16 protein-coding genes are annotated in these 19,312 nt (G+C 30.6%); 4 read left to right on the top strand and 12 right to left on the bottom strand.

The genetic code is table 11. From position 1 onward, the window contains the following. Nucleotides 1-91 precede the first annotated feature (91 nt). From LPB302_RS12335 to LPB302_RS12310, 6 genes are all read right to left on the bottom strand, one after another. A complete protein-coding gene (locus tag LPB302_RS12335; protein ID WP_053973262.1) occupies nucleotides 92-943 on the bottom strand; it encodes a 5-oxoprolinase subunit C family protein in 852 nt (283 codons plus the stop codon). After that, complete coding sequence (pxpB, locus tag LPB302_RS12330) at nucleotides 936-1,667, bottom strand: 5-oxoprolinase subunit PxpB (protein ID WP_053973263.1); 732 nt, start codon at nucleotides 1,665-1,667, stop codon at nucleotides 936-938. Before pxpB ends, LPB302_RS12335 begins: the two co-directional genes overlap by 8 nt. After that, nucleotides 1,660-2,391, bottom strand: a complete 732-nt coding sequence (pxpA, locus tag LPB302_RS12325; RefSeq protein WP_053973264.1) for a 5-oxoprolinase subunit PxpA — start codon at nucleotides 2,389-2,391, stop codon at nucleotides 1,660-1,662. The genes pxpB and pxpA overlap by 8 nt, the downstream gene beginning before the upstream one ends. Beyond that, a complete protein-coding gene (locus tag LPB302_RS12320; RefSeq protein ID WP_053973265.1) occupies nucleotides 2,392-3,618 on the bottom strand; it encodes an Nramp family divalent metal transporter in 1,227 nt (408 codons plus the stop codon). It lies immediately after the preceding gene. Between the two features lie 95 nt (nucleotides 3,619-3,713). Then, nucleotides 3,714-5,324: a phosphoenolpyruvate carboxykinase (ATP) gene (pckA, locus tag LPB302_RS12315; protein ID WP_053973266.1), complete on the bottom strand. Its 1,611-nt coding sequence runs from the start codon at nucleotides 5,322-5,324 to the stop codon at nucleotides 3,714-3,716. Nucleotides 5,325-5,408: 84 nt separating this feature from the next. Further along, a complete protein-coding gene (locus tag LPB302_RS12310) occupies nucleotides 5,409-5,789 on the bottom strand; it encodes a DUF423 domain-containing protein (RefSeq protein ID WP_053973267.1) in 381 nt (126 codons plus the stop codon). A gap of 72 nt (nucleotides 5,790-5,861) precedes the next feature. On the opposite strand from LPB302_RS12310, the gene LPB302_RS12305 reads away from it, so the two are divergent. Then, nucleotides 5,862-7,229, top strand: a complete 1,368-nt coding sequence (locus LPB302_RS12305; protein ID WP_053973268.1) for a saccharopine dehydrogenase family protein — start codon at nucleotides 5,862-5,864, stop codon at nucleotides 7,227-7,229. Here LPB302_RS12305 and LPB302_RS12300 read toward each other — a convergent pair whose 3' ends face one another. Beyond that, a complete protein-coding gene (locus LPB302_RS12300; RefSeq protein WP_255164380.1) occupies nucleotides 7,230-7,952 on the bottom strand; it encodes a tRNA1(Val) (adenine(37)-N6)-methyltransferase in 723 nt (240 codons plus the stop codon). An 80-nt stretch (nucleotides 7,953-8,032) separates the two neighbouring features. On the opposite strand from LPB302_RS12300, the gene LPB302_RS12295 reads away from it, so the two are divergent. Further along, nucleotides 8,033-8,461: a hypothetical protein gene (locus tag LPB302_RS12295; protein WP_053973270.1), complete on the top strand. Its 429-nt coding sequence runs from the start codon at nucleotides 8,033-8,035 to the stop codon at nucleotides 8,459-8,461. A gap of 14 nt (nucleotides 8,462-8,475) precedes the next feature. On the opposite strand, the gene rimM is transcribed toward LPB302_RS12295, so the two are convergent. Both rimM and LPB302_RS12285 read right to left on the bottom strand, forming a co-directional pair. After that, a complete protein-coding gene (gene rimM, locus LPB302_RS12290) occupies nucleotides 8,476-9,006 on the bottom strand; it encodes a ribosome maturation factor RimM (RefSeq protein ID WP_053973271.1) in 531 nt (176 codons plus the stop codon). 14 nt (nucleotides 9,007-9,020) lie between these two features. Continuing rightward, the gene (locus LPB302_RS12285; protein WP_053973272.1) at nucleotides 9,021-9,584 is read right to left on the bottom strand and encodes a 30S ribosomal protein S16; all 564 of its coding nucleotides are present in this window, start codon (nucleotides 9,582-9,584) and stop codon (nucleotides 9,021-9,023) included. A 281-nt stretch (nucleotides 9,585-9,865) separates the two neighbouring features. Here LPB302_RS12285 and LPB302_RS12280 point away from each other — a divergent pair, with 281 nt between their 5' ends. Continuing rightward, nucleotides 9,866-10,312: a ferritin-like domain-containing protein gene (locus LPB302_RS12280; RefSeq protein ID WP_053973273.1), complete on the top strand. Its 447-nt coding sequence runs from the start codon at nucleotides 9,866-9,868 to the stop codon at nucleotides 10,310-10,312. Nucleotides 10,313-10,456: 144 nt separating this feature from the next. Then, nucleotides 10,457-14,794: a DNA polymerase III subunit alpha gene (gene dnaE, locus LPB302_RS12275; RefSeq protein WP_053973274.1), complete on the top strand. Its 4,338-nt coding sequence runs from the start codon at nucleotides 10,457-10,459 to the stop codon at nucleotides 14,792-14,794. Here dnaE and gldA read toward each other — a convergent pair. The 3 genes from gldA to LPB302_RS12260 form a co-directional block, all read right to left on the bottom strand. After that, entirely contained in the window at nucleotides 14,791-15,684 is an 894-nt protein-coding gene (gene gldA, locus LPB302_RS12270; RefSeq protein WP_053973275.1) for a gliding motility-associated ABC transporter ATP-binding subunit GldA, read from the bottom strand. The two genes, dnaE and gldA, sit on opposite strands and share 4 nt — an antisense overlap. Nucleotides 15,685-15,731: 47 nt before the next feature. Continuing rightward, nucleotides 15,732-16,493 carry a hypothetical protein gene (locus LPB302_RS12265; protein WP_053973276.1) on the bottom strand — a complete coding sequence of 254 codons (762 nt, stop codon included), beginning with the start codon at nucleotides 16,491-16,493 and terminating at the stop codon, nucleotides 15,732-15,734. A gap of 62 nt (nucleotides 16,494-16,555) precedes the next feature. After that, nucleotides 16,556-19,306: a TonB-dependent receptor gene (locus tag LPB302_RS12260; protein ID WP_053973277.1), complete on the bottom strand. Its 2,751-nt coding sequence runs from the start codon at nucleotides 19,304-19,306 to the stop codon at nucleotides 16,556-16,558. Nucleotides 19,307-19,312: the final 6 nt, after the last annotated feature.

Raw genomic sequence — 19,312 nt, 5'->3', positions numbered from 1 at the left:
GTTAAACTTATTTTTTTGCATTTGCTCAAGCACACTGCAAAGATATACGAGAACCGATTTTGCCTTTAACTCATAAAAACGAAATCTTAACTCAAATGAGTTTTACCTTAAATTTAAAGGAATCTGAGCTCGTTTTCTGTGCTAACTGATTAATTGCTTGTTCTGTTAATTGCAATATTCTAGGATAACCACCTGTTGTTTGGCAGTCTCTCATTAACACAATTAAGGTTCCCGATTTTGTTAGTTGAACTGTACCAGGAAAAACAGACGATGTTAATAATTGAGGCAACTCATTTACTAAAAGTTCATTCAACTTATACCCCATTCTAGAATTATCTTTAGATATTGTAAAGGTTGTTTCTAGTAGAAACTTCTTTTGTTCATCGTCTAACGAATGAAACTCAGGACCTTTATAACATGCTATTTCAGTTTCTTTATAATGATTTTTATTAATTTTTATTGATGATTGAATCTTTGAACTTATCTCTCTTAATTCATGGTAAGGTAATAAATCACCTTTATGAATGCTATTGCTATTTGTAATAATAGAGTAATAACTTTTACTTCCCAATATTTGGTCAGTTAAAAAACCACCTTTAACAGCTAAATAACATCGTACACCATAATTTACTTTTTGAAAAGTTAAAATATCGGTTTTAAAAATAGGTATAATTTTATTTAATTGAATTGTAGTTCCATTTAATTTTGGCGTAAAATCTCCACCTGTAATGCAAATTGTAGTATCTGCTAAGAACTGAAACGTACAATTGCCTAGAGTTACTTCTATAACTGCATCTGTTTCTGCATTATTCAATATAGCATTTGCTAAATCTGCAGAATAAGCATCCATAGCTCCTGAAATTGGTACACCTTTAGAAGCAAAACCAAATCTACCTTTATCTTGAATAGAGCTTAAAAAACCCGTCTTTAAAATTTTAAGCATTATATAAAGTCTTTAAGGGTTGATGGTTCTTCTCATTAATTGCAATTTCTAATTCTTTAAATTCCTCAATTGAAATACTTTTAAACTTAATATAATCACCTGCTTTTGCAAAACAAGGGTTTTCATTTTCTGCATCAAAAAAATGAATAGGAGTTCTGCCAATAATATTCCAACCACCTGCAGAAGCATTAGGATAAATACCTGTTTGTTTGCCTCCAATAGCCACAGTTCCTTTAGGTACATTTAATCTAGGGTTTGGTCTTCTATCAAAAAAAATGTTTGAATTTAATCCTCCTAAATACAGAAACCCTGGTAAAAAGCCAATAAAGTAAACACGATATAAAGCTTCTGAGTGTAAACGAATAATCTCTTCTAAATCAAGTTTAGAACTCGTAGCCATTTCTTCTAAATCTATACCAAATTGCAAATCATAACATACAGGAATTTCCCATTGATAAAATTGTTGCTTCACTAATTGGGTTGGTAATTGGTAAATAGCTTTTAGTTGATTTACTTTTTCTTCAAATTTGATTATATCATTTTTATAAACGACAGTTAAAGAATTATAGCCCTGAACCAAATCAATAATTGCTATATTTTTATCTAAGTTGATTTTAGATTTAAAAAGCAAGATGTCTTGTAATATTTCATCACTAATAATAGACTGCCACTCAATAAGAATTGCTTTGGCTCCAAATTGCTTGTATGATATTTGTTTAACCAATAGAAAAACCTTTTTCGGTAAGTTGTTTATTTATAAATTTTACAATTTCTATAGCATTCTTTGTATCTCCATGAACGCAAAAAGTATCTGCTTTTATTGGTATTTCTAAATCAGAAATTGTTTTCACATTTTGATATTTAATCATATGTAAAGTATGATTTAAAACTTCATTTTTATCAACCAACAAAGCGTTATTTTTAGTCCGAGAAACAAGGGTTAAATCATCATTATAATTTCTATCTGCAAAAGCTTCATATTTTATAGTGATATTTTTCTTCAAAGCTACTTTCGCTATTACAGAATTATAGGGCACATATAAATATGCTTCTTTTAAATATGGTTTTACAAGATTAGCAAAAAAAACAGCCAACTTTTCATTAACAGCAATTGCATTATACAATGCTCCATGTGGTTTTATGTGATGTAATTTTGCACCAACTAAAGACATTCTTTCTTTACATAAATTGAGTTGAGAATTGATACTTTCTTTTAATTCCTCATCAGAAATATTCATCAGTTTTCTACCAAAATTTTCTTTATCTGGAAAAGAAGGATGAGCACCAATTTTAACTTGATTCTCAATTGCCAATTGTATGGTTTTATCAATAGTATTTACATTACCAAAATGACCTCCACAAGCAATATTACAAGAAGAAATATAAGGCATTAGAAACTGCTCATTACCTTCTCCTTCTCCAACATCACAATTTATATCAATCTTCATTTAAATAAAATTAAAAACCTTTAGAATTCCTTTAGCTCCAAGAAAAATTGAGACTAGCAAAATTATAAATCCAAAAACATTTTGTGTTTTGCTATTTACATGAATTCCAAGAACATTTTTCTTATTCATTATCCACAGTAAAATACCAGCTATAATTGGCAAAAGCATGCCATTTGCAATTTGAGCAAATTTTATAATTTCTATAGGTTTTATTCCTATTGACGAAAACAAAACACCTAAAAACAGAATAATCATCCATACCAATCTAAACCATTTAGATTGCAAGCCTCCTTTAAAGCCTAAGCAACCTTTAGCTACATAAGCAGCTGCTAAAGGAGCTGTAATTGCAGAAGTAATACCTGCTGCAAACAAACCTAGTGCCAGAAAATATTTTGCAAATTCTCCATATAAAGGCGCTAAACCTTTTGCTAAATCTGCTGCATTTAAAATATCTTTTGAAGGAATTGAAGCTGCTGAAATGATAATAGCTATAGAGACTAAACCTCCTAAAATAATGGATACTATTGTATCTTTTTTTGCAAGTTTTAAATCTTCTTTTTGAGACCATCTTTCTTTAACAAGCGAGGCATGTAAAAATAAATTATAAGGAACAACTGTTGTACCTATTAAACCAATTATGGTAAGTAAACTTTTTTCTGGAAATTTAGGAACTAACAAGCCATTTAGTACTTCTCCTATATTTGGCTGAGTAATAATTGCTGTAACTACAAATGAAAAACTCATTAAAATCACTAAGGTTACCAATGCTTTTTCTAGGAACTTGTAATTCCCAATATATAAAAGTACAAATGCAATGATACCAATAGCGATACTTAGAAAATTAATAGATAATTCGCCTATGTTATAAGAGATTTCTCCAAGAATAGTTTCTAAGCCAAGAATTCCCCCACTAATATTACCTGCTTCATAAGAGGCATTACCAATTACAATTGCTGATAAAATTAATAAGGTGATAAATTGTTTTAAAAATGGAACTTTAATTTCTTCTCTGATTACTTCAGACAAACCTTTTTGCGCTATGATTCCCAACCTTGCAGCCATTTCTTGTAAAACAATGGTTGCAATTATAGAAAGTAACATTGCCCAAAGTAAATTGAAACCGAAATTTACACCTGCTGTTGTGCATAATGTAACAGTTCCTGGACCAATAAAAGCAGCTGCAACCAAAGTTCCTGGACCAATATTCTGAAACCATTTTTTAATCATTCAAAACAAGTTTTATGAACTAAAGATACTTTTTTAAATCAAAAAACACCTCATATAAATGAGGTGTTTCTGATTTAAACTAAAAACTATGCTAACTAATAAGCATATCTTTGAGGACCACCTCTTCTAATTTCTTCGCTTGCAAATTCTTCAAACTGTTTAAAGTTATTTCTAAATGCATTCGATAATTTAAAAGCAGTTTCGTAATAAGCATCATCATTATTCCAAGTTGCTCGCGGACTTAATAATTCTGTTGGCACTCCAGGACAAGATCTTGGTTGTGCAACTCCAAATACTGAGTGAATATGGTAATCTTCGTAAGTATAATCTTTTAAATCTCCATTTAAAACTGCAGTAATCATTGCTCTAGTATATTTTAATGGCATTCTTCTACCTACACCATATTTACCTCCAGACCAACCTGTGTTTACTAACCAAACGTTTACACCTGCATCTGTCATTTTCTTACTAAGCATTTCTGCATATCTAGTAGGATGCAAAGGCATAAATGGTGCTCCAAAACAAGCTGAAAAACTTGGTACTGGTTCTGTTACACCTGCCTCTGTACCTGCCACTTTTGCTGTATAACCAGAGATAAAGTGATAAGCTGCTTGACTAGGTGTTAATTTAGATATTGGAGGCAATACGCCAAATGCATCTGCTGTTAAAAAGAAGATGTTTTTTGGGTTTTTACCTATTGATGGTTTCTGAATATTATCTATATGATAAATAGGATAACTAACTCTTGTATTTTGGGTAATTGAAGTGTCTGTAAAATCGACTACTCCATTATCATCCATAATTACATTCTCTAAAATTGCGCCTTTTTTAATTGCAGAAAAGATTTCTGGTTCTTGCTCTTGTGATAAATTAATCACTTTTGCATAACAACCTCCTTCAAAATTAAAAACTGTGTTTTCTGCTGTCCAACCATGTTCATCATCTCCAATTAAACTTCTATTTGGATCTGTAGATAACGTAGTTTTACCTGTACCAGATAAACCAAAGAAAATAGCTGTATCTCCTTCCTTACCTACGTTTGCAGAACAATGCATAGGTAGTGTATTTTTATAAACTGGTAATATAAAGTTAAGAGCAGAAAAAATACCTTTTTTAATTTCACCTGTATAACCAGTACCACCAATTAAAGCAATTTTCTTAGAAAAATTTAAAATTGCAAAATTGTGCTGACGAGTTCCATCTACAGCAGCATCTGCCATAAAACCTGGTGCATTAATTACTGTCCATTCAGGAGTGAAATTTTGTAACTCATCTTCAGTTGGCCTTAAGAACATATTGTAAGCAAACATGTTGCTCCAAGGATATTCATTAACCACTCTAATATTTAATTTGTAATTTTCGTCTGCACAAGCATAACTATCTCTTACAAAGATTTCTTTTTCAGATAAATAATCTACAACCTTATTATAAAGACTATCGAATTTATTTTCATCAAAAGGTAAATTAATGTTACTCCACCAAACTTCGTCTTTGGTAATTTCATCTTTTACAATAAAACGATCCATAGGTGAACGACCTGTAAATTCACCTGTATTTACAGCAATTGCGCCTAAAGATGATTCTACTCCTTGTTCTTTCTCTAAAGTTACTTGATGTAATTCGTTAGAAGTTAATTGATAACGAATTGTTGCATTTTTGATTCCTAGACTATTTAACGAAATCGATTTCGTATTTGTATCTACCATATCAATATTTTTTGATTTTTATAAGTAACAAAACTAATGAATATTTTAAAACAACGTGATTATCAGAAAAGATTTACGAATTATTTAATTCTTTCTTATTTTTTTTACGAATATTACAATCATTGAAAGCCAAGCAATTATAAAAAACAAACCTCCTAAAGGTGTTGTAAACCAAATAGATTTTGCAGTTATAGAGGTTAACTGAATGCAATAGATAGATCCTGAGAACAATATAATACCTGAGAATAAAAGATAACTTATAGTGTTTTTTTGCTTTTCTGTAAATCCATCATAGAGGTTTATAATAAGGAGCACTATTACATGATACATTTGATAACGAACTGCAGTTTCAAAACTCTGTAAATTTTCTGGACTTAAAGTTTCCTTTAAAGCGTGTGCTCCAAAAGCACCTAGAATAACAGCTGACAATCCCAAAAAACAAGTAATAATTAAATTTTTAAACATTTTTTTGTGTTTCTGTTAAATTTTAAACAATTATAGTATCTTCGTTTATCTATCAAAAATACGTTTTATTTCATGAAAAACATTCTGATTATTGGTGCTGGAAAATCAAGCTCATCTCTTATTAAATACTTATTAGACAAAGCAGATATAGAAAATCTGTTTTTAACGATTGGAGATTTAGACATTAACAATGCCAAGCAATTGGTTAACAACCATAAAAAAACCAATGTTATTCAGTTTGATGTATTTAACGATAACCAAAGACAGCTTGAAATTAAAAATTGTGATTTAGTAATTTCTATGTTGCCTGCAAGATTTCATATAGAAGTAGCAAAAGATTGTATTACACTTAAAAAACATATGGTAACTGCATCTTACATTTCTAAAGAGATGCAAGCATTGAATGAACAAGCCAAAGAAAACAATCTTGTTTTTATGAATGAGATAGGTCTAGATCCTGGTTTAGATCATATGAGTGCCATGAAAGTAATCGATTCTATTAGAAATAATAAAGGTAAAATGTTATTATTCGAATCTTTTTGTGGAGGATTGGTTGCTCCTGAAAGTGATACCAACCTATGGAACTATAAATTTACTTGGAATCCTAGAAATGTAGTTTTAGCGGGTCAAGGAGGAGCTGCTATGTTTATTCAAGAAAGTACTTATAAATACATTCCTTATCATAAATTATTTAGAAGAACTGAATTCTTAAAAATAGAAAATAATAGATATGAAGCATATGCCAATAGAGATTCGTTAAAATATAGAAGTGTGTATGGTTTAGACAATATACCAACCATGTATAGAGGTACTATTAGAAAGATTGGTTTTTCTAGAGCATGGAACATTTTTGTTCAATTAGGCATGACAGATGATTCTTACACCATAGAAGATTCTGAAAACATGAGTTATCGTGATTTTGTAAACTTGTTCTTAGCTTATTCGCCTTCTGATTCTGTAGAACTAAAATTGCGCTCTTACTTAAAGATTGATCAAGATGATATTATGTGGGAAAAATTAGTTGAATTGGATTTATTTAATCCAAAGAAAAAAGTGAAACTCAAAAATGCAACTCCTGCTCAAATCCTTCAAAAAATATTAGAAGATTCTTGGACCCTAAAAAGTGATGACAAAGACATGATTGTTATGCAGCATTTATTTGGCTACGAATTAAATAATAATAAAAAACAGATAGAGAGCAGTTTGGTTGTTAAAGGAGAAAATCAAACCTATACAGCAATGGCTAAAACTGTGGGTTTACCTGTTGCTATTGCTGCTTTAAAAATATTAAAAGGAGAAATAAAAACTCCTGGTGTTCAATTGCCAATTCTTAAAGAAGTTTATGAACCAATTTTAAAAGAGCTCGAGAATTATGGCATAATTTTTAAAGAAAGAGAAGTTCCTTATTTAGGCTATAATCCTAATCATGTTAGGGGTTAATTACATTTTTAAATAAAACTCTTTTGTTAAAGATACATAGGCTTCTGTGTATTTATGTCTTTCAGTTTCTATAATTAGCTCTTGAATATCGATGATACTTTCGTGAAAAGAGAATTCTAGTAAACTGCGCTTAACAGCAGATGTCTCATTGCCCTTTACATGACAAATTCGATTAACATATAAACCTTGTTTTTTTGCTAATTCTATAAATGCGTTTTCCTCTTTTTTAGGAATTATGGTAGAAAAACATCCACCATCACTCAATATCATTGCAACACCTTTTAATAAATCTTCAAATGGTAAAGAAGAAGTGAATCTTGCTTTGTTTCTAGACTCATTATCCGTTTCAAAATCATCAGAATAAAAAGGAGGATTAGATATAACCAAATCATAACTTTCCTCTTCCTCTGCAATTTCATTAGCAAAATCAGTAAAATCAGAATGATAACAAAACAGGCGATCACCCCAATCTGAACCTTCAAAATTCTCTACAGTTTGCTCATAAGCTTCATCATCAAGTTCTACTGCATCAATTGTAAAAGCTTCAGAACGTTGAGCCATCATTAAACTAATAACTCCTGTACCTGAACCAATATCAAGTATAGATTCAACATTATTAGTAACAGAACACCAAGCACCCAAAAGAACACCATCTGTACCAACTTTCATAGCTGTTTTATCTTGATGAACTGTAAATTGTTTAAAATTAAAAGGTTTGATAATCGTAAGTTTTTAGTTACAGCAAAATTAACTAATATTGTACTATCAAAAATTAAATTTTTAGAAAAGTAAACATCACATTTATGAAGAAAATTGTAGCCATTTTTATGTTAGCCATCTTGTATTCTTGTAGTTGTACCTGTGATGAAGTTACTGCTGCTGATATTGCAGCTCAAGAAGAAGCATCTACAAACGATATTGAAATTATTTTTACTACTACAGAGCCAAATTATGATGAGGCCATGATTACGTATTATGATATTGATTTAGCTACAGATGTTGCAGAAGCATACGTATTTAAGTACGATACAGATGGTAATCCTTTACCATTAAAGTTAATTTTTGATAATTACAAATATGACTTTTTAGATGGTGAAGCCTTTAGAAATAACTTTAGTACATCAGAGCTAAAGGTGCAAGTATTTGTTGAAGGTGAACTATTACTAGAAAGAGCTAGTAATGGAAACGCAAATGAATTTGCTAGAGTAAACTTTAGTTTTGATATTCCTTAAGAGTAAATAACTTATTAGCTATTTAAATACAATTCTATTAAGCCTTCTGGAGTTTCGACTTCTATTGTTTTGTTTGCTCTATCTACTTTTTTGATAAAATCATCTATCATTGGTATAAATACCTCTTTACCATTATTATCTATTTCAAATAATGGCTGTGCAGCTTTATCATTAATATGTACAATTTTACCAACATCACCATAATTGGCATCTAGAACATTAAAACCAATTACTTCATGGAAATAAAATTTATCTCCAGATAATTTAGGTAATAAATCTAAAGGTAAATAAATACCGCATTTTAAAATGGAATCTGCTTCTTCTTCTGAGTAGACATCTTCAAACTGAACACGTAATTGATTTCCTTTATGCAGCGAACTTTTTTCAATAAAAAATGGAACCAGATTACTGCCAAATTCGACGTAAACTGATTCCATATTTTTGTACAACTCAGGTTCGTCTGTATCTAATTTGATAACAACCTCACCCTTAAAACTATATTTTGTTACGATTCTGCCTAAGTAAAAACATTCTTCTTTACGCATATCGTATAAAAGTTTTACTCAGCTGATTTTTCTTCTTCTGCAACCTCAGAATCTGCAGCAGCAACTCCTTCTTCAGCAGCAACTTCTAAAGCTTCAACTTCTTCAGTAGCATCACCTGCTTCTTCTACTTCTGGAGTATTAGCAGCAATTCTTGCTTCGTTAACTGCTTTTTCAGCTTCTAAAGCTTTTGCTTTAGCATCAGCTTCTGCTTTTGCTAATTTTTCTTCTTTAGTAGAAACTTTTCCTTCTTTTTCTTCTAACCAAGCTTTAAATTTCTCTTCTGCTTGCTCTTCAGTTAAAGCTCCTTTTCTTACTCCACCTGCTAAATGATTTTTTAGCATAGCTCCTTTGTAAGATAAAATTGCTTTTGCAGTGTCAGTTGGCTGAGCACCATTCTGTAACCATTTTACAGCACCATCAACATCTAAGTTAATTTCAGCTGGGTTTACATTTGGATTATAGGTACCTATTTTCTCTAAATAGCGTCCATCTCTCTTTGCACGTGAATCTGCAGCAACAATCCAATAAAAAGGTTTTCCTTTTTTACCATGTCTTTGTAATCTAATCTTTACTGGCATACTTATTAATTTTTTAAGGTTCTCGACCTTGGTTATTAAAACTCTTATTATCTCGTAATAAGCGACCGCAAATTTACGATTTTCTTTTTGATAAAAACTAATAAAAAAGAAGATAAAATATTCAGTATCAGCAATTATTAAAAAACACTAAAATAGTGATAGCGTTAACAATCAAATCATTTGAACAAATGCAAACTATATATCTTAACTACTTTTGTATCAGATGTTAAACAATAAGCATCTTAAAATAAATTGTTGAAATTTAAAATGAAAATGATATTATGAAGTATAGTGAAAAAGTTTCGAATCAATTAAACGAATTGTTAGAGAAGAATTATGATGCAGAAAAAGGGTATTTAAACGCTGCAGAAAATGTAGATAGTACAAGATTAAAAATATTCTTTAAAAATAGAGCTTCAGAAAGAAGTGAGTTTGCCAAAAACTTAAGAACCGAAATTTTATCTTATGGACAAATTCCAGAAGATAGTGGAACCTTTACAGGATCTATGCACAGAAACTGGATGTCTTTAAAATCGTTATTCAGCTCAAATGATGAAGAAGCCATTTTAGAAGAAGCCATTAGAGGTGAAAAAGCAAATTATGACGAATATTGTGAAATATTAAAAGACAACGAATTCGCACCAAGTACAGAGAAATTGTTAGATAGACAGAAAATTAAAATTCAGTCTGCAATTAACTCATTAATGGTAGAAGAAGAGTTAGCATAAAAATAAATTATTTGAATTAATTTTAAAAAGTCAATCCTTAATTGGGTTGACTTTTTTTGTTGATAAGTCTGCACAACTTCGTAGTTTAAAATATTTGTTGATTTTGTACTTTTAACCTTCCAAATTTATCAGATAAAATCTTCTATGTACTTAATTTTTGATACTGAAACTACAGGTTTACCTAAAAGCTGGAATGCCCCAATTACAGACACAGATAATTGGCCAAGATGCATACAAATTGCTTGGCAATTGCATGATGAAATGGGTAATGTATTAGAACATAATGATTTTTTAATTAAACCTGATGGATTCAACATTCCTTATGATGCAGAAAGAATTCACGGAATTTCTACAGAACTAGCAGAAAAAGAAGGTATTTCTTTAGAAGAGGGTTTGCGCTTATTTAATGAAGTTTTACAGAAAACCAAATTTGTTGTTGGGCAAAATGTAGAGTTCGATTTAAATATTATGGGTTGTGAGTTTCATAGATTAGCCACAAAAACAAACTTAAACCAATTGCCTGTTTTAGACACCTGTACAGAGAAAACTGCACTTCTATGTCAAATTCCAGGTGGTAGAGGAGGTAAATTTAAACTGCCAACTTTAACAGAGTTACACAAACATTTATTTGGAATCGATTTTGCAGAAGCACATAATGCAACTGCAGATGTTGAGGCTACAACTCGTTGTTTTTTAGAATTAATTCGAATTAGGGAATTTACTAAAGAACAATTAGATGTAGATACAGATTATTTTAAAAACTTTTCTGAAGCAAATCCAAAACCGATTCAATTAATTGGTTTAAAACACATCAACCTAAAAAAAGAGAGCGATAAAATTCGTAAGCGTCTAGAAAAATTAAAAGACACTAAAGAAACCATATCAACCTCTGAAGGTTTAGCTGAACTTAAAGATGTACAGTTTGCGCATTTACACAATCACACACAATTTTCTGTATTACAATCTACCATGCAAATTGGTAACATTGTAAAAGCAGCTGCTAAAGATAATATGCCTGCAGTTGCTATGACAGATACTGCAAACATGATGGCTTCTTTCCATTTTGTTAGTGCAGTATTAAATCATAACAAATCAGCAGAAACTCCAATGAAACCAATTATTGGTTGTGAATTTAATGTATGTGAAGACCATAAAAACAAATCTCAAAAAGACAATGGTTACCAAGTAGTTTTACTGGCTAAAAATAAAAAAGGCTACCATAATTTAGCTAAGATGTCTTCTATAGCCTTTGTTGATGGTTTTTATTATGTGCCAAGAATTGATAAAGAAATCATCAAAAAGTACAAAGATGATGTTATTGTTTTAACGGGTAACTTGTATGGAGAAGTACCAAGTAAAATTTTAAATCTTGGTGAAAAACAAGCTGAAGAAGCTTTGCTTTGGTGGAAAGAAGAATTTAAAGATGATTTTTACATTGAGTTGATGAGGCATAATCAACAAGATGAAAAAATTGTAAATGAAACCTTATTAAAATTTTCTAAAAAGCACAATGTAAAAATTGTTGCTACCAACAATACCTTTTATTTAGAGAAAAAAGATGCAAATGCACACGATATTTTATTGTGTGTGAAAGATGGTGAAAAGCAAGCTACACCAAAAGGTAAAGGTCGTGGTTATAGATATGGTTTACCTAATGAAGAATACTATTTTAAGTCTTCAGATGAAATGAAAACGCTTTTTGCAGATTTGCCAGAAGCTATTATTAATATTCAAGAAATTGTAGATAAGGTAGAAATATTCACGTTAGCTAGAGACGTTTTATTACCTGCATTTGATATTCCTGATGAATTTAAAGATGCAAAAGATGATGAAGATGGAGGAAAACGTGGAGAAAATAATTTCTTAAAACACTTAACTTTTGAGGGTGCCAAGATTAGATATGGAGAAATTACTCAAGAAATTAAAGAACGTTTAGATTTTGAGTTAGAAGTAATTGAAAAAACAGGGTATCCCGGTTATTTTTTAATTGTAGAAGATTTTATTCGGGAAGCCAGAAAAATGGACGTTGCTGTTGGTCCAGGTCGTGGTTCTGCAGCTGGTTCTGTGGTTGCCTATTGTCTTTGGATTACAAATATAGATCCTATTAAATACGATTTACTTTTTGAGCGTTTTTTAAATCCTGAGCGTGTTTCCATGCCCGATATTGATATTGATTTTGATGATGAAGGTCGAGGTCGAGTTATGGATTACGTAATTGATAAATATGGTGCAAATCAAGTTGCACAAATTATCACTTATGGAACAATGGCTGCAAAATCATCTATTAGAGATACAGCCAGAGTTTTAGATTTACCACTTTTTGAAGCAGATAGAATTGCCAAACTTATACCTGGAATTAAACTAAAAAACATTTTTGGTGATGATCCAAAAAGTAAAGGAAAAGTTGATGGCTTACGTGCAGAAGAAAAACAATTAGTAGAAGAACTAAGAAACATGTCTTTTGGGTCAGACCTTGTTTCAGAAACCATTAACAAAGCCACAATTTTAGAAGGTTCTGTAAGAAACACAGGTATACATGCTTGTGGTGTAATTATTACTCCTGGTGATATTACCAATTACGTTCCTGTTGCTTTAGCAAAGGACTCTGATATGTATGTTACTCAATTTGACAACTCTGTAGTAGAATCTGCAGGTTTGTTAAAAATGGATTTCTTAGGATTAAAAACACTGACTTTAATTAAGGACACTGTAAAAATTGTAAAGGCAAAACATGATGTAGATTTAGATCCTGAGAATTTTCCTTTAGATGATGAAAAAACCTATGAATTATTCCAAAGAGGAGAAACTGTAGGTATTTTTCAATATGAATCTCCAGGAATGCAAAAACACATGCGTTCTTTAAAACCAACTGTTTTTGCAGATTTAATTGCAATGAATGCTTTGTACAGACCTGGACCAATGGAATATATTCCGAGTTTTATTAACAGAAAACACGGAACAGAAGATATTGAGTACGATTTACCAGCAATGGAAGAGTATTTGGCAGAAACTTACGGAATTACAGTTTACCAAGAGCAGGTAATGTTACTCTCGCAAAAACTGGCAGATTTTACCAAAGGTGAAGCCGATGTTTTACGTAAAGCAATGGGTAAAAAGCAAATTGCGGTTCTTGATAAAATGAAACCAAAATTCATTGAGCAAGCAGGTAAAAATGGTCATGATGAAGAAAAGCTAGAAAAAATCTGGAAAGATTGGGAAGCCTTTGCGAGTTACGCTTTTAACAAATCTCACTCTACTTGTTATGCTTGGATTGCCTATCAAACTGCTTATTTAAAAGCACATTATCCTGCAGAATATATGGCTTCTGTACTTTCTAATAATATGAAAGATATTAAAGCTGTTTCTTTCTTTATGGAAGAATGTAAACGAATGGGATTAGAGGTTTTAGGGCCAGATATTAATGAATCTTATTTAAAATTTTCGGTAAATCAAGAAGGTGCTGTTCGTTTTGGAATGGCTGCTGTTAAAGGTGTTGGTGCTGCAGCTGTAAGAGCTATTATTGCAGAACGTAAAGAAAATGGTAATTACACTTCTATTTTTGATTTAGCAAAACGTGTAGATTTAAGAGCTGCCAATAAAAAATCTTTTGATAGTTTAATTAAAGCAGGTGCTTTTGATTCTTTTTCTGATACACACAGAGCTCAATATTTTGCTACTGATGAAAAAGGGATTACCTTTTTAGAACGTGCCATGAAATTTGGTAGTAAATACCAAGAAAATGAGAATTCTGCACAGGTTTCTATGTTTGGTGAGACCTCTACAGTTCAGTTTCCTGAACCAGATATTCCTGAATGTGAAACTTGGGGAACCATGGAGCTTTTATCTCAAGAAAAAGAAGTCATTGGTATTTATATTTCTGCACATCCTTTAGATGATTTTAAAAACGAAATGATTTTTTGTAATGCTTCTTTAAAATATTTTAAAGGAGATTTAGCAAAATACGTGGGTATGAATTTATCTTTTGCAGGTATTATTACAGAAGTACAACACAGAGTTTCTAAAGCAGGTAAAGGTTGGGCTTCTTTCTTTATAGAAGATTATGGAGATAGTAATGAATTTCGTGTTTTTGGAGAGGATTATCTTAAGTTCAAACATTTTCTAGTACCTAATTCTTTCTTATTTGTGCGTGCAACAATTCAGGCTGGATGGACAAACAAAGAAGGTGTGCAAGGTGAGCCAAGAATTAAGTTTACCGAGTTTAAATTATTGCATGACATTATGGATACACTTTGTAAAAAAATTACCATTAAAATGTCTGTAGATGATGTAAATGAAGAAAGTATTTTAAACCTAGAAAGTATTTTAAGAAATGTAAATGGAACTCAAAGTTTGAACTTTACAATTTGGGATGCAAAAGAGAAAATAGAACTAAGTTTACCTAGTAGAAATACAAAAATTAAAATTTCATCAGAACTTTTGGCAACCTTAGATAAACAACAAATAAATTATAAATTGAATTAAGCTGTAATTTCTCTAAAAAGCATTTCTAAATTTTTATTCTTCGCACTCAATTCTAAAATTTGAAGATTGTTTTGTTGTGCAAAATCAAACACTTTTGGACGCTTATCATCCTCTGAAGTAAAAGTTAACTGCCAAATATTTTCGCCAATATTCTTGGCAGATTTCAAATCTTGTAATTGTTGAAAAACACCTTCATCTATCAAAGAATTAAAAGCAACTTCTATGGTTTGTTGCTTTTTTGGGTTCAAATTACTTAGTTGTTCGTCAAGTAAAATTTTACCTTTTTTTATGATGATTACTTTATCGCAAACAGCTTCTACTTCCTGCATTATGTGTGTAGATAATAGTATTGTTTTCTCTTGTCCTAAACTTTTTATTAATGCTCTAATTTCTACTAATTGATTAGGGTCTAAACCTGTAGTTGGTTCATCTAAAATTAAAACGGATGGGTTATGCAAAATAGCAGCTGCAATGCCCACTCTCTGTTGATATCCTTTAGAAAGTTGATTTATCTTTTTGTGAGCCTCTGCAGTTAAACCAACTCTTTCTATACAATTCTCAATCTGTTTTTTATCAACCTTAAAAATTTGGGCTCTAAATTGTAAATATTCTCTCACATACATTTCTGCATATAAAGGATTGTGTTCTGGTAAATAACCAATAGTTTTTTGAGCCTCAATTGGGTTTTGCATCACATCTATGTCATCAACTAAAACATCACCAGAATTTGGTGAAATAAAACCTGTTAAGATTTTCATCATAGTAGATTTACCTGCACCATTTGGTCCTAAAAAGCCAATAACTTCTCCTTTCTTAGCTGAAAAAGAAATAGCATCTAGAGCCTTTTGCTCTTTATATAATTTAGAAACTGATGTTACTTGTATAGACATGATTAACTTTTTGTGAAACTAAAACTGTAAACGTAATAATATTGCATTTAGTTTTTTGGTGCCAATCTTATTTTACGAATATCTTTCATTCTTTGCCAAGCTTCTCTGTGCCTTTGTTTGTACAACCATAAAGTTCCTAAGTCTAGTAAAAAATAAAACAAACTTATTCCACTTGGTGGATTTGCACTTGGTAAAAACGGAACTACACTCCAGGCTGTACTTGGCCAAAACCAGCATTTATAATAGGTGCCTACCAACTCTAAAACAACTACAGATGCATACATGGTTAAATAAAACAAACGCTCTTTAGATTTATTTCGTAAAATGAATAAAGTTGCAACTGTCATTACAAAACCAAAAACATCATTCTTAAGTACCAAAAATAAGGTTGCATAAATAATAATAGCTATAATCAAAAAGGTTTCAATTTGTTTTCTTCTAGCTTTTATTGATGCTGCTTTCGAAAAACATAAAACTGCTATGTATACAAATGCATGACCAAAAGGAATATAATGTGGCACATTTTCTAATCTATAGGTATACATACCCAATAAAATAGAAAATAAATACTCACCAAAAAAACCAATAAGAACAGCAGAAACCATTTGTTCTTTTAACCTTGGTGTTACTTTAAAAAATGTGATAAAAAATACAATGAGCATTAAAGCATTTGCATAAAACTGTGCGTTTTCAGTAATTCTTACCATGTAAAAACTATCTAAAAACAAGCCTACAACAAAAAAAAGATAGAGTAAACCTAACGTTTTAAAAGTTGTATAAATAGGCGATTTTGATGCTAATAAACTCATTTGACAAAAATAAAAAAATGGCTCAAGATTGAGCCATTTTATATTTAAAGATTTTAAATGAATTATAATTGATAACGCACTCTAAAACTTATGAATCTTGGTAAAATAAATCTCTCATTTAATGTAAATGCAAATACACTCTGACTAACTGAGGCTTGTGAACCAGTTGCTAATAAGTTATTCCCTACTACTTCATATTCCCATTTTGCATCACTATCTTTTCTATAAGCTAATTTTGCATTCCATAAACTAAATGAGTTTGCAGAAACACCATTTTGTCTTTGATCTGTAAATGAATAATCTGAAGTTAATGTTACAGATTTCCAAATGTAAGCATCAAAATTTATAGATGGTGTATGTCTAACTGTTTTAACAATATCTGGTCTTGCACTATTTTCTTGGTTGCTAAAACTAATATTATACCTTAAAGTAACATTTGGTGCTTTTCTAAAGTTAGTACCAATTCTTGTATTAAAACCATAACTTATATTCTCATTGGTATTCTCTAAAGAGTTGATGAATTGATAACTTCTATTAAAATTATAATTACCTCCTAAACGTGTTTGAATTTTTCCAAATGTTTTTCCTGCAGATAATATGGCTGTAAAGTTTTCATTATCTAAAGGAGAGTTGATAGAGTTACTACTAGAAACTACAGAACCTGGTTCAAAAATTGTATTCCTGTTTACTTGATCTATTGTTTTAGTATAATTAACTCTAGCAAAAACATTACTGTTGTTGAACAGATTAAAACTTCTATAGTTTAAACTTACATTATGAAAACTTGCATTAATTAATTCTGAATTTCCAAAAAAGAAAGAATCGTAACTATTGGCAACTATACCTCTAGCAATCTGGTTAACATCTGTAAAGTTTACTTGTTGTCTATATGTAAAATTTAAACTCTCACTTTGCTTAAACTGTGCAATAACATTAAACTCTGGTAATAATTTAAAGAATTTGTCTTCAAACGTTTCAGTACCATATTGTGTATTATTTGAGTTGTAAGAATGTAATGTAAAACCAGGTGTAAAAGTAAAAATTCCTGATCTTAATCTATATCTTAAACCTGCATAAATATCAGTAAAATTATACTCAGTATCATTGGTTGTTTGAGGATCTACAATACCAGGTATTGTTGGATTAGGATCTAATTCTGCACCATTGTCTAAAATTTGGAAAAAACGAGAATCAAAATTTTGTTGACTTAATATAGTACCAGCAACAAAGTTTAAGTTACTTTTTTGATTTAAAATATAGTAGTAATCTAATTTTGCATCTAATTGATTCGATTTTACCTTTCTGTCTTGCTCTAATGTATAAAACATATTAGACCTGTCTAAACCTAAAGTTTCTGCAGCATCATCAAAACCATCATTATCTGCATCATCATTATTATTTGGATCATTTTCTAAAGAAGCTATATAAAAAGGATCTTCATCTTGTAATAAATGTTTTACCTCTAAAGCAAAAATACTTTTTTCGCTTGCTGTGTAGAAATAACTAAAGTCTTGATTTATAGTGTATGGTGTTGCACTTTCGAACTGATTAATATCACTTAGTACTCTAGAATCTACAGACTCATTGCTAAACTCGTTAGAAAAACGTCCAGAAATATTATAATTTAACTGATTGTTAAAATCTTTCTTATAAACAGTACTAAATCTAAATAAACCAGTATTACTTGTTTGGTTTGTTCTTGTATCTCTAAATTCATCTGGAATTGTAGGATCTACATAATCAATATCATTAATATTTCTTTGTCCATTGCTGTTTCCAGACCAAATTAAAAATCCGCTTAAATCTAATTTAGGGTTTGGAGAATAACTAAAGTTTAATGCTGATAACTTTGTTTCTATTCTATTTGCATTTCTTGCACCAGCATTTAAAAAACCAATACCTGCATCTCCCAAACTAATATTTGTTCCATTAGAAGGACTTTGACTTTGAAAACTTCCTCCAAAACTTCTAGCATCTCTTCTACTTATAACAACATCACCAAGGTTATTTACATCACCAATAATGTTGATGGTATATTTTGGTGTGTAATAAAATAATTTTGGCTGAAACAAATACAAAGTTTCATCTTGAGATTGACCTCCACCTGCAGAGATATCTCCAAACCAAAAGTTCTTTTTACCTTCTTTTAATTTAATGTTTATAGCAACTCTATCTTGATTGTTTTGTACACCACTTAATTGGCTTACATTAGAGTAGTTTCTTAATACCTGTATTTTATCTACAGCATTAGAAGGTATGTTTTCTGTAGCTAATTTAGTATCTCCACTAAAAAACTCTTTACCATCTACCATAATTTTTTCGACAGCTTTACCTTCTACTTCAATTTGGCCTGCATCATTTATTTCTACACCTGGTAGTTTTTCTAATACATCTTTTAGTTTTCTTTCAGAACCATTTTTAAAGGAATCTGCATTGTAAATAATGGTATCACCCTTAACAGTTACTGGCATTTTTGCTACAATATTAATCCCTTCTAACATATTGTCTTCATACATTGTGTAGTTTTTAGACATATCTGTTTCACCAGTTTTTATGTTTTCGCTAATTTCTTTAAAACCAACATAACTAATTTTAATATTATAAACTGTGTTTTTTGCTAAATCTAGTTTGAAAACTCCTTTAGCGTCTGTAAAACCATAAGATGCAATTCTTTTAGCAACAGTATCTAAAGCAATAACGTTTGCCATTTCTAATGGCTCACCTATAGAATCTTTTACAACTCCTGAGTATTTAATTTGGGCAGTAGTAGCCCAAGACACCATAAAAATGGCGATAAGTAGTAGTTTTTTCATGTGTAA

It is taken from the genome of Polaribacter dokdonensis (assembly GCF_024362345.1).
GTDB lineage: Bacteria > Bacteroidota > Bacteroidia > Flavobacteriales > Flavobacteriaceae > Polaribacter > Polaribacter dokdonensis.
This window is presented reverse-complemented; position numbering and strand designations above follow the sequence as displayed.

Bases quoted from the DNA above. Each gene is read 5' to 3' on its own strand.
- LPB302_RS12310 (WP_053973267.1), bottom strand. From the start codon at position 5,789: ATGTTTAAAAATTTAATTATTACTTGTTTTTTGGGATTGTCAGCTGTT.
- LPB302_RS12260 (WP_053973277.1), bottom strand. From the start codon at position 19,306: ATGAAAAAACTACTACTTATCGCCATTTTTATGGTGTCTTGGGCTACT.
- LPB302_RS12305 (WP_053973268.1), top strand. From the start codon at position 5,862: ATGAAAAACATTCTGATTATTGGTGCTGGAAAATCAAGCTCATCTCTT.
- gldA (WP_053973275.1), bottom strand. From the start codon at position 15,684: ATGTCTATACAAGTAACATCAGTTTCTAAATTATATAAAGAGCAAAAG.
- rimM (WP_053973271.1), bottom strand. From the start codon at position 9,006: ATGCGTAAAGAAGAATGTTTTTACTTAGGCAGAATCGTAACAAAATAT.
- LPB302_RS12280 (WP_053973273.1), top strand. From the start codon at position 9,866: ATGAAGTATAGTGAAAAAGTTTCGAATCAATTAAACGAATTGTTAGAG.
- LPB302_RS12295 (WP_053973270.1), top strand. From the start codon at position 8,033: ATGAAGAAAATTGTAGCCATTTTTATGTTAGCCATCTTGTATTCTTGT.
- LPB302_RS12335 (WP_053973262.1), bottom strand. From the start codon at position 943: ATGCTTAAAATTTTAAAGACGGGTTTTTTAAGCTCTATTCAAGATAAA.
- dnaE (WP_053973274.1), top strand. From the start codon at position 10,457: ATGTACTTAATTTTTGATACTGAAACTACAGGTTTACCTAAAAGCTGG.
- pckA (WP_053973266.1), bottom strand. From the start codon at position 5,324: ATGGTAGATACAAATACGAAATCGATTTCGTTAAATAGTCTAGGAATC.
- LPB302_RS12320 (WP_053973265.1), bottom strand. From the start codon at position 3,618: ATGATTAAAAAATGGTTTCAGAATATTGGTCCAGGAACTTTGGTTGCA.
- pxpA (WP_053973264.1), bottom strand. From the start codon at position 2,391: ATGAAGATTGATATAAATTGTGATGTTGGAGAAGGAGAAGGTAATGAG.
- LPB302_RS12285 (WP_053973272.1), bottom strand. From the start codon at position 9,584: ATGCCAGTAAAGATTAGATTACAAAGACATGGTAAAAAAGGAAAACCT.
- LPB302_RS12265 (WP_053973276.1), bottom strand. From the start codon at position 16,493: ATGAGTTTATTAGCATCAAAATCGCCTATTTATACAACTTTTAAAACG.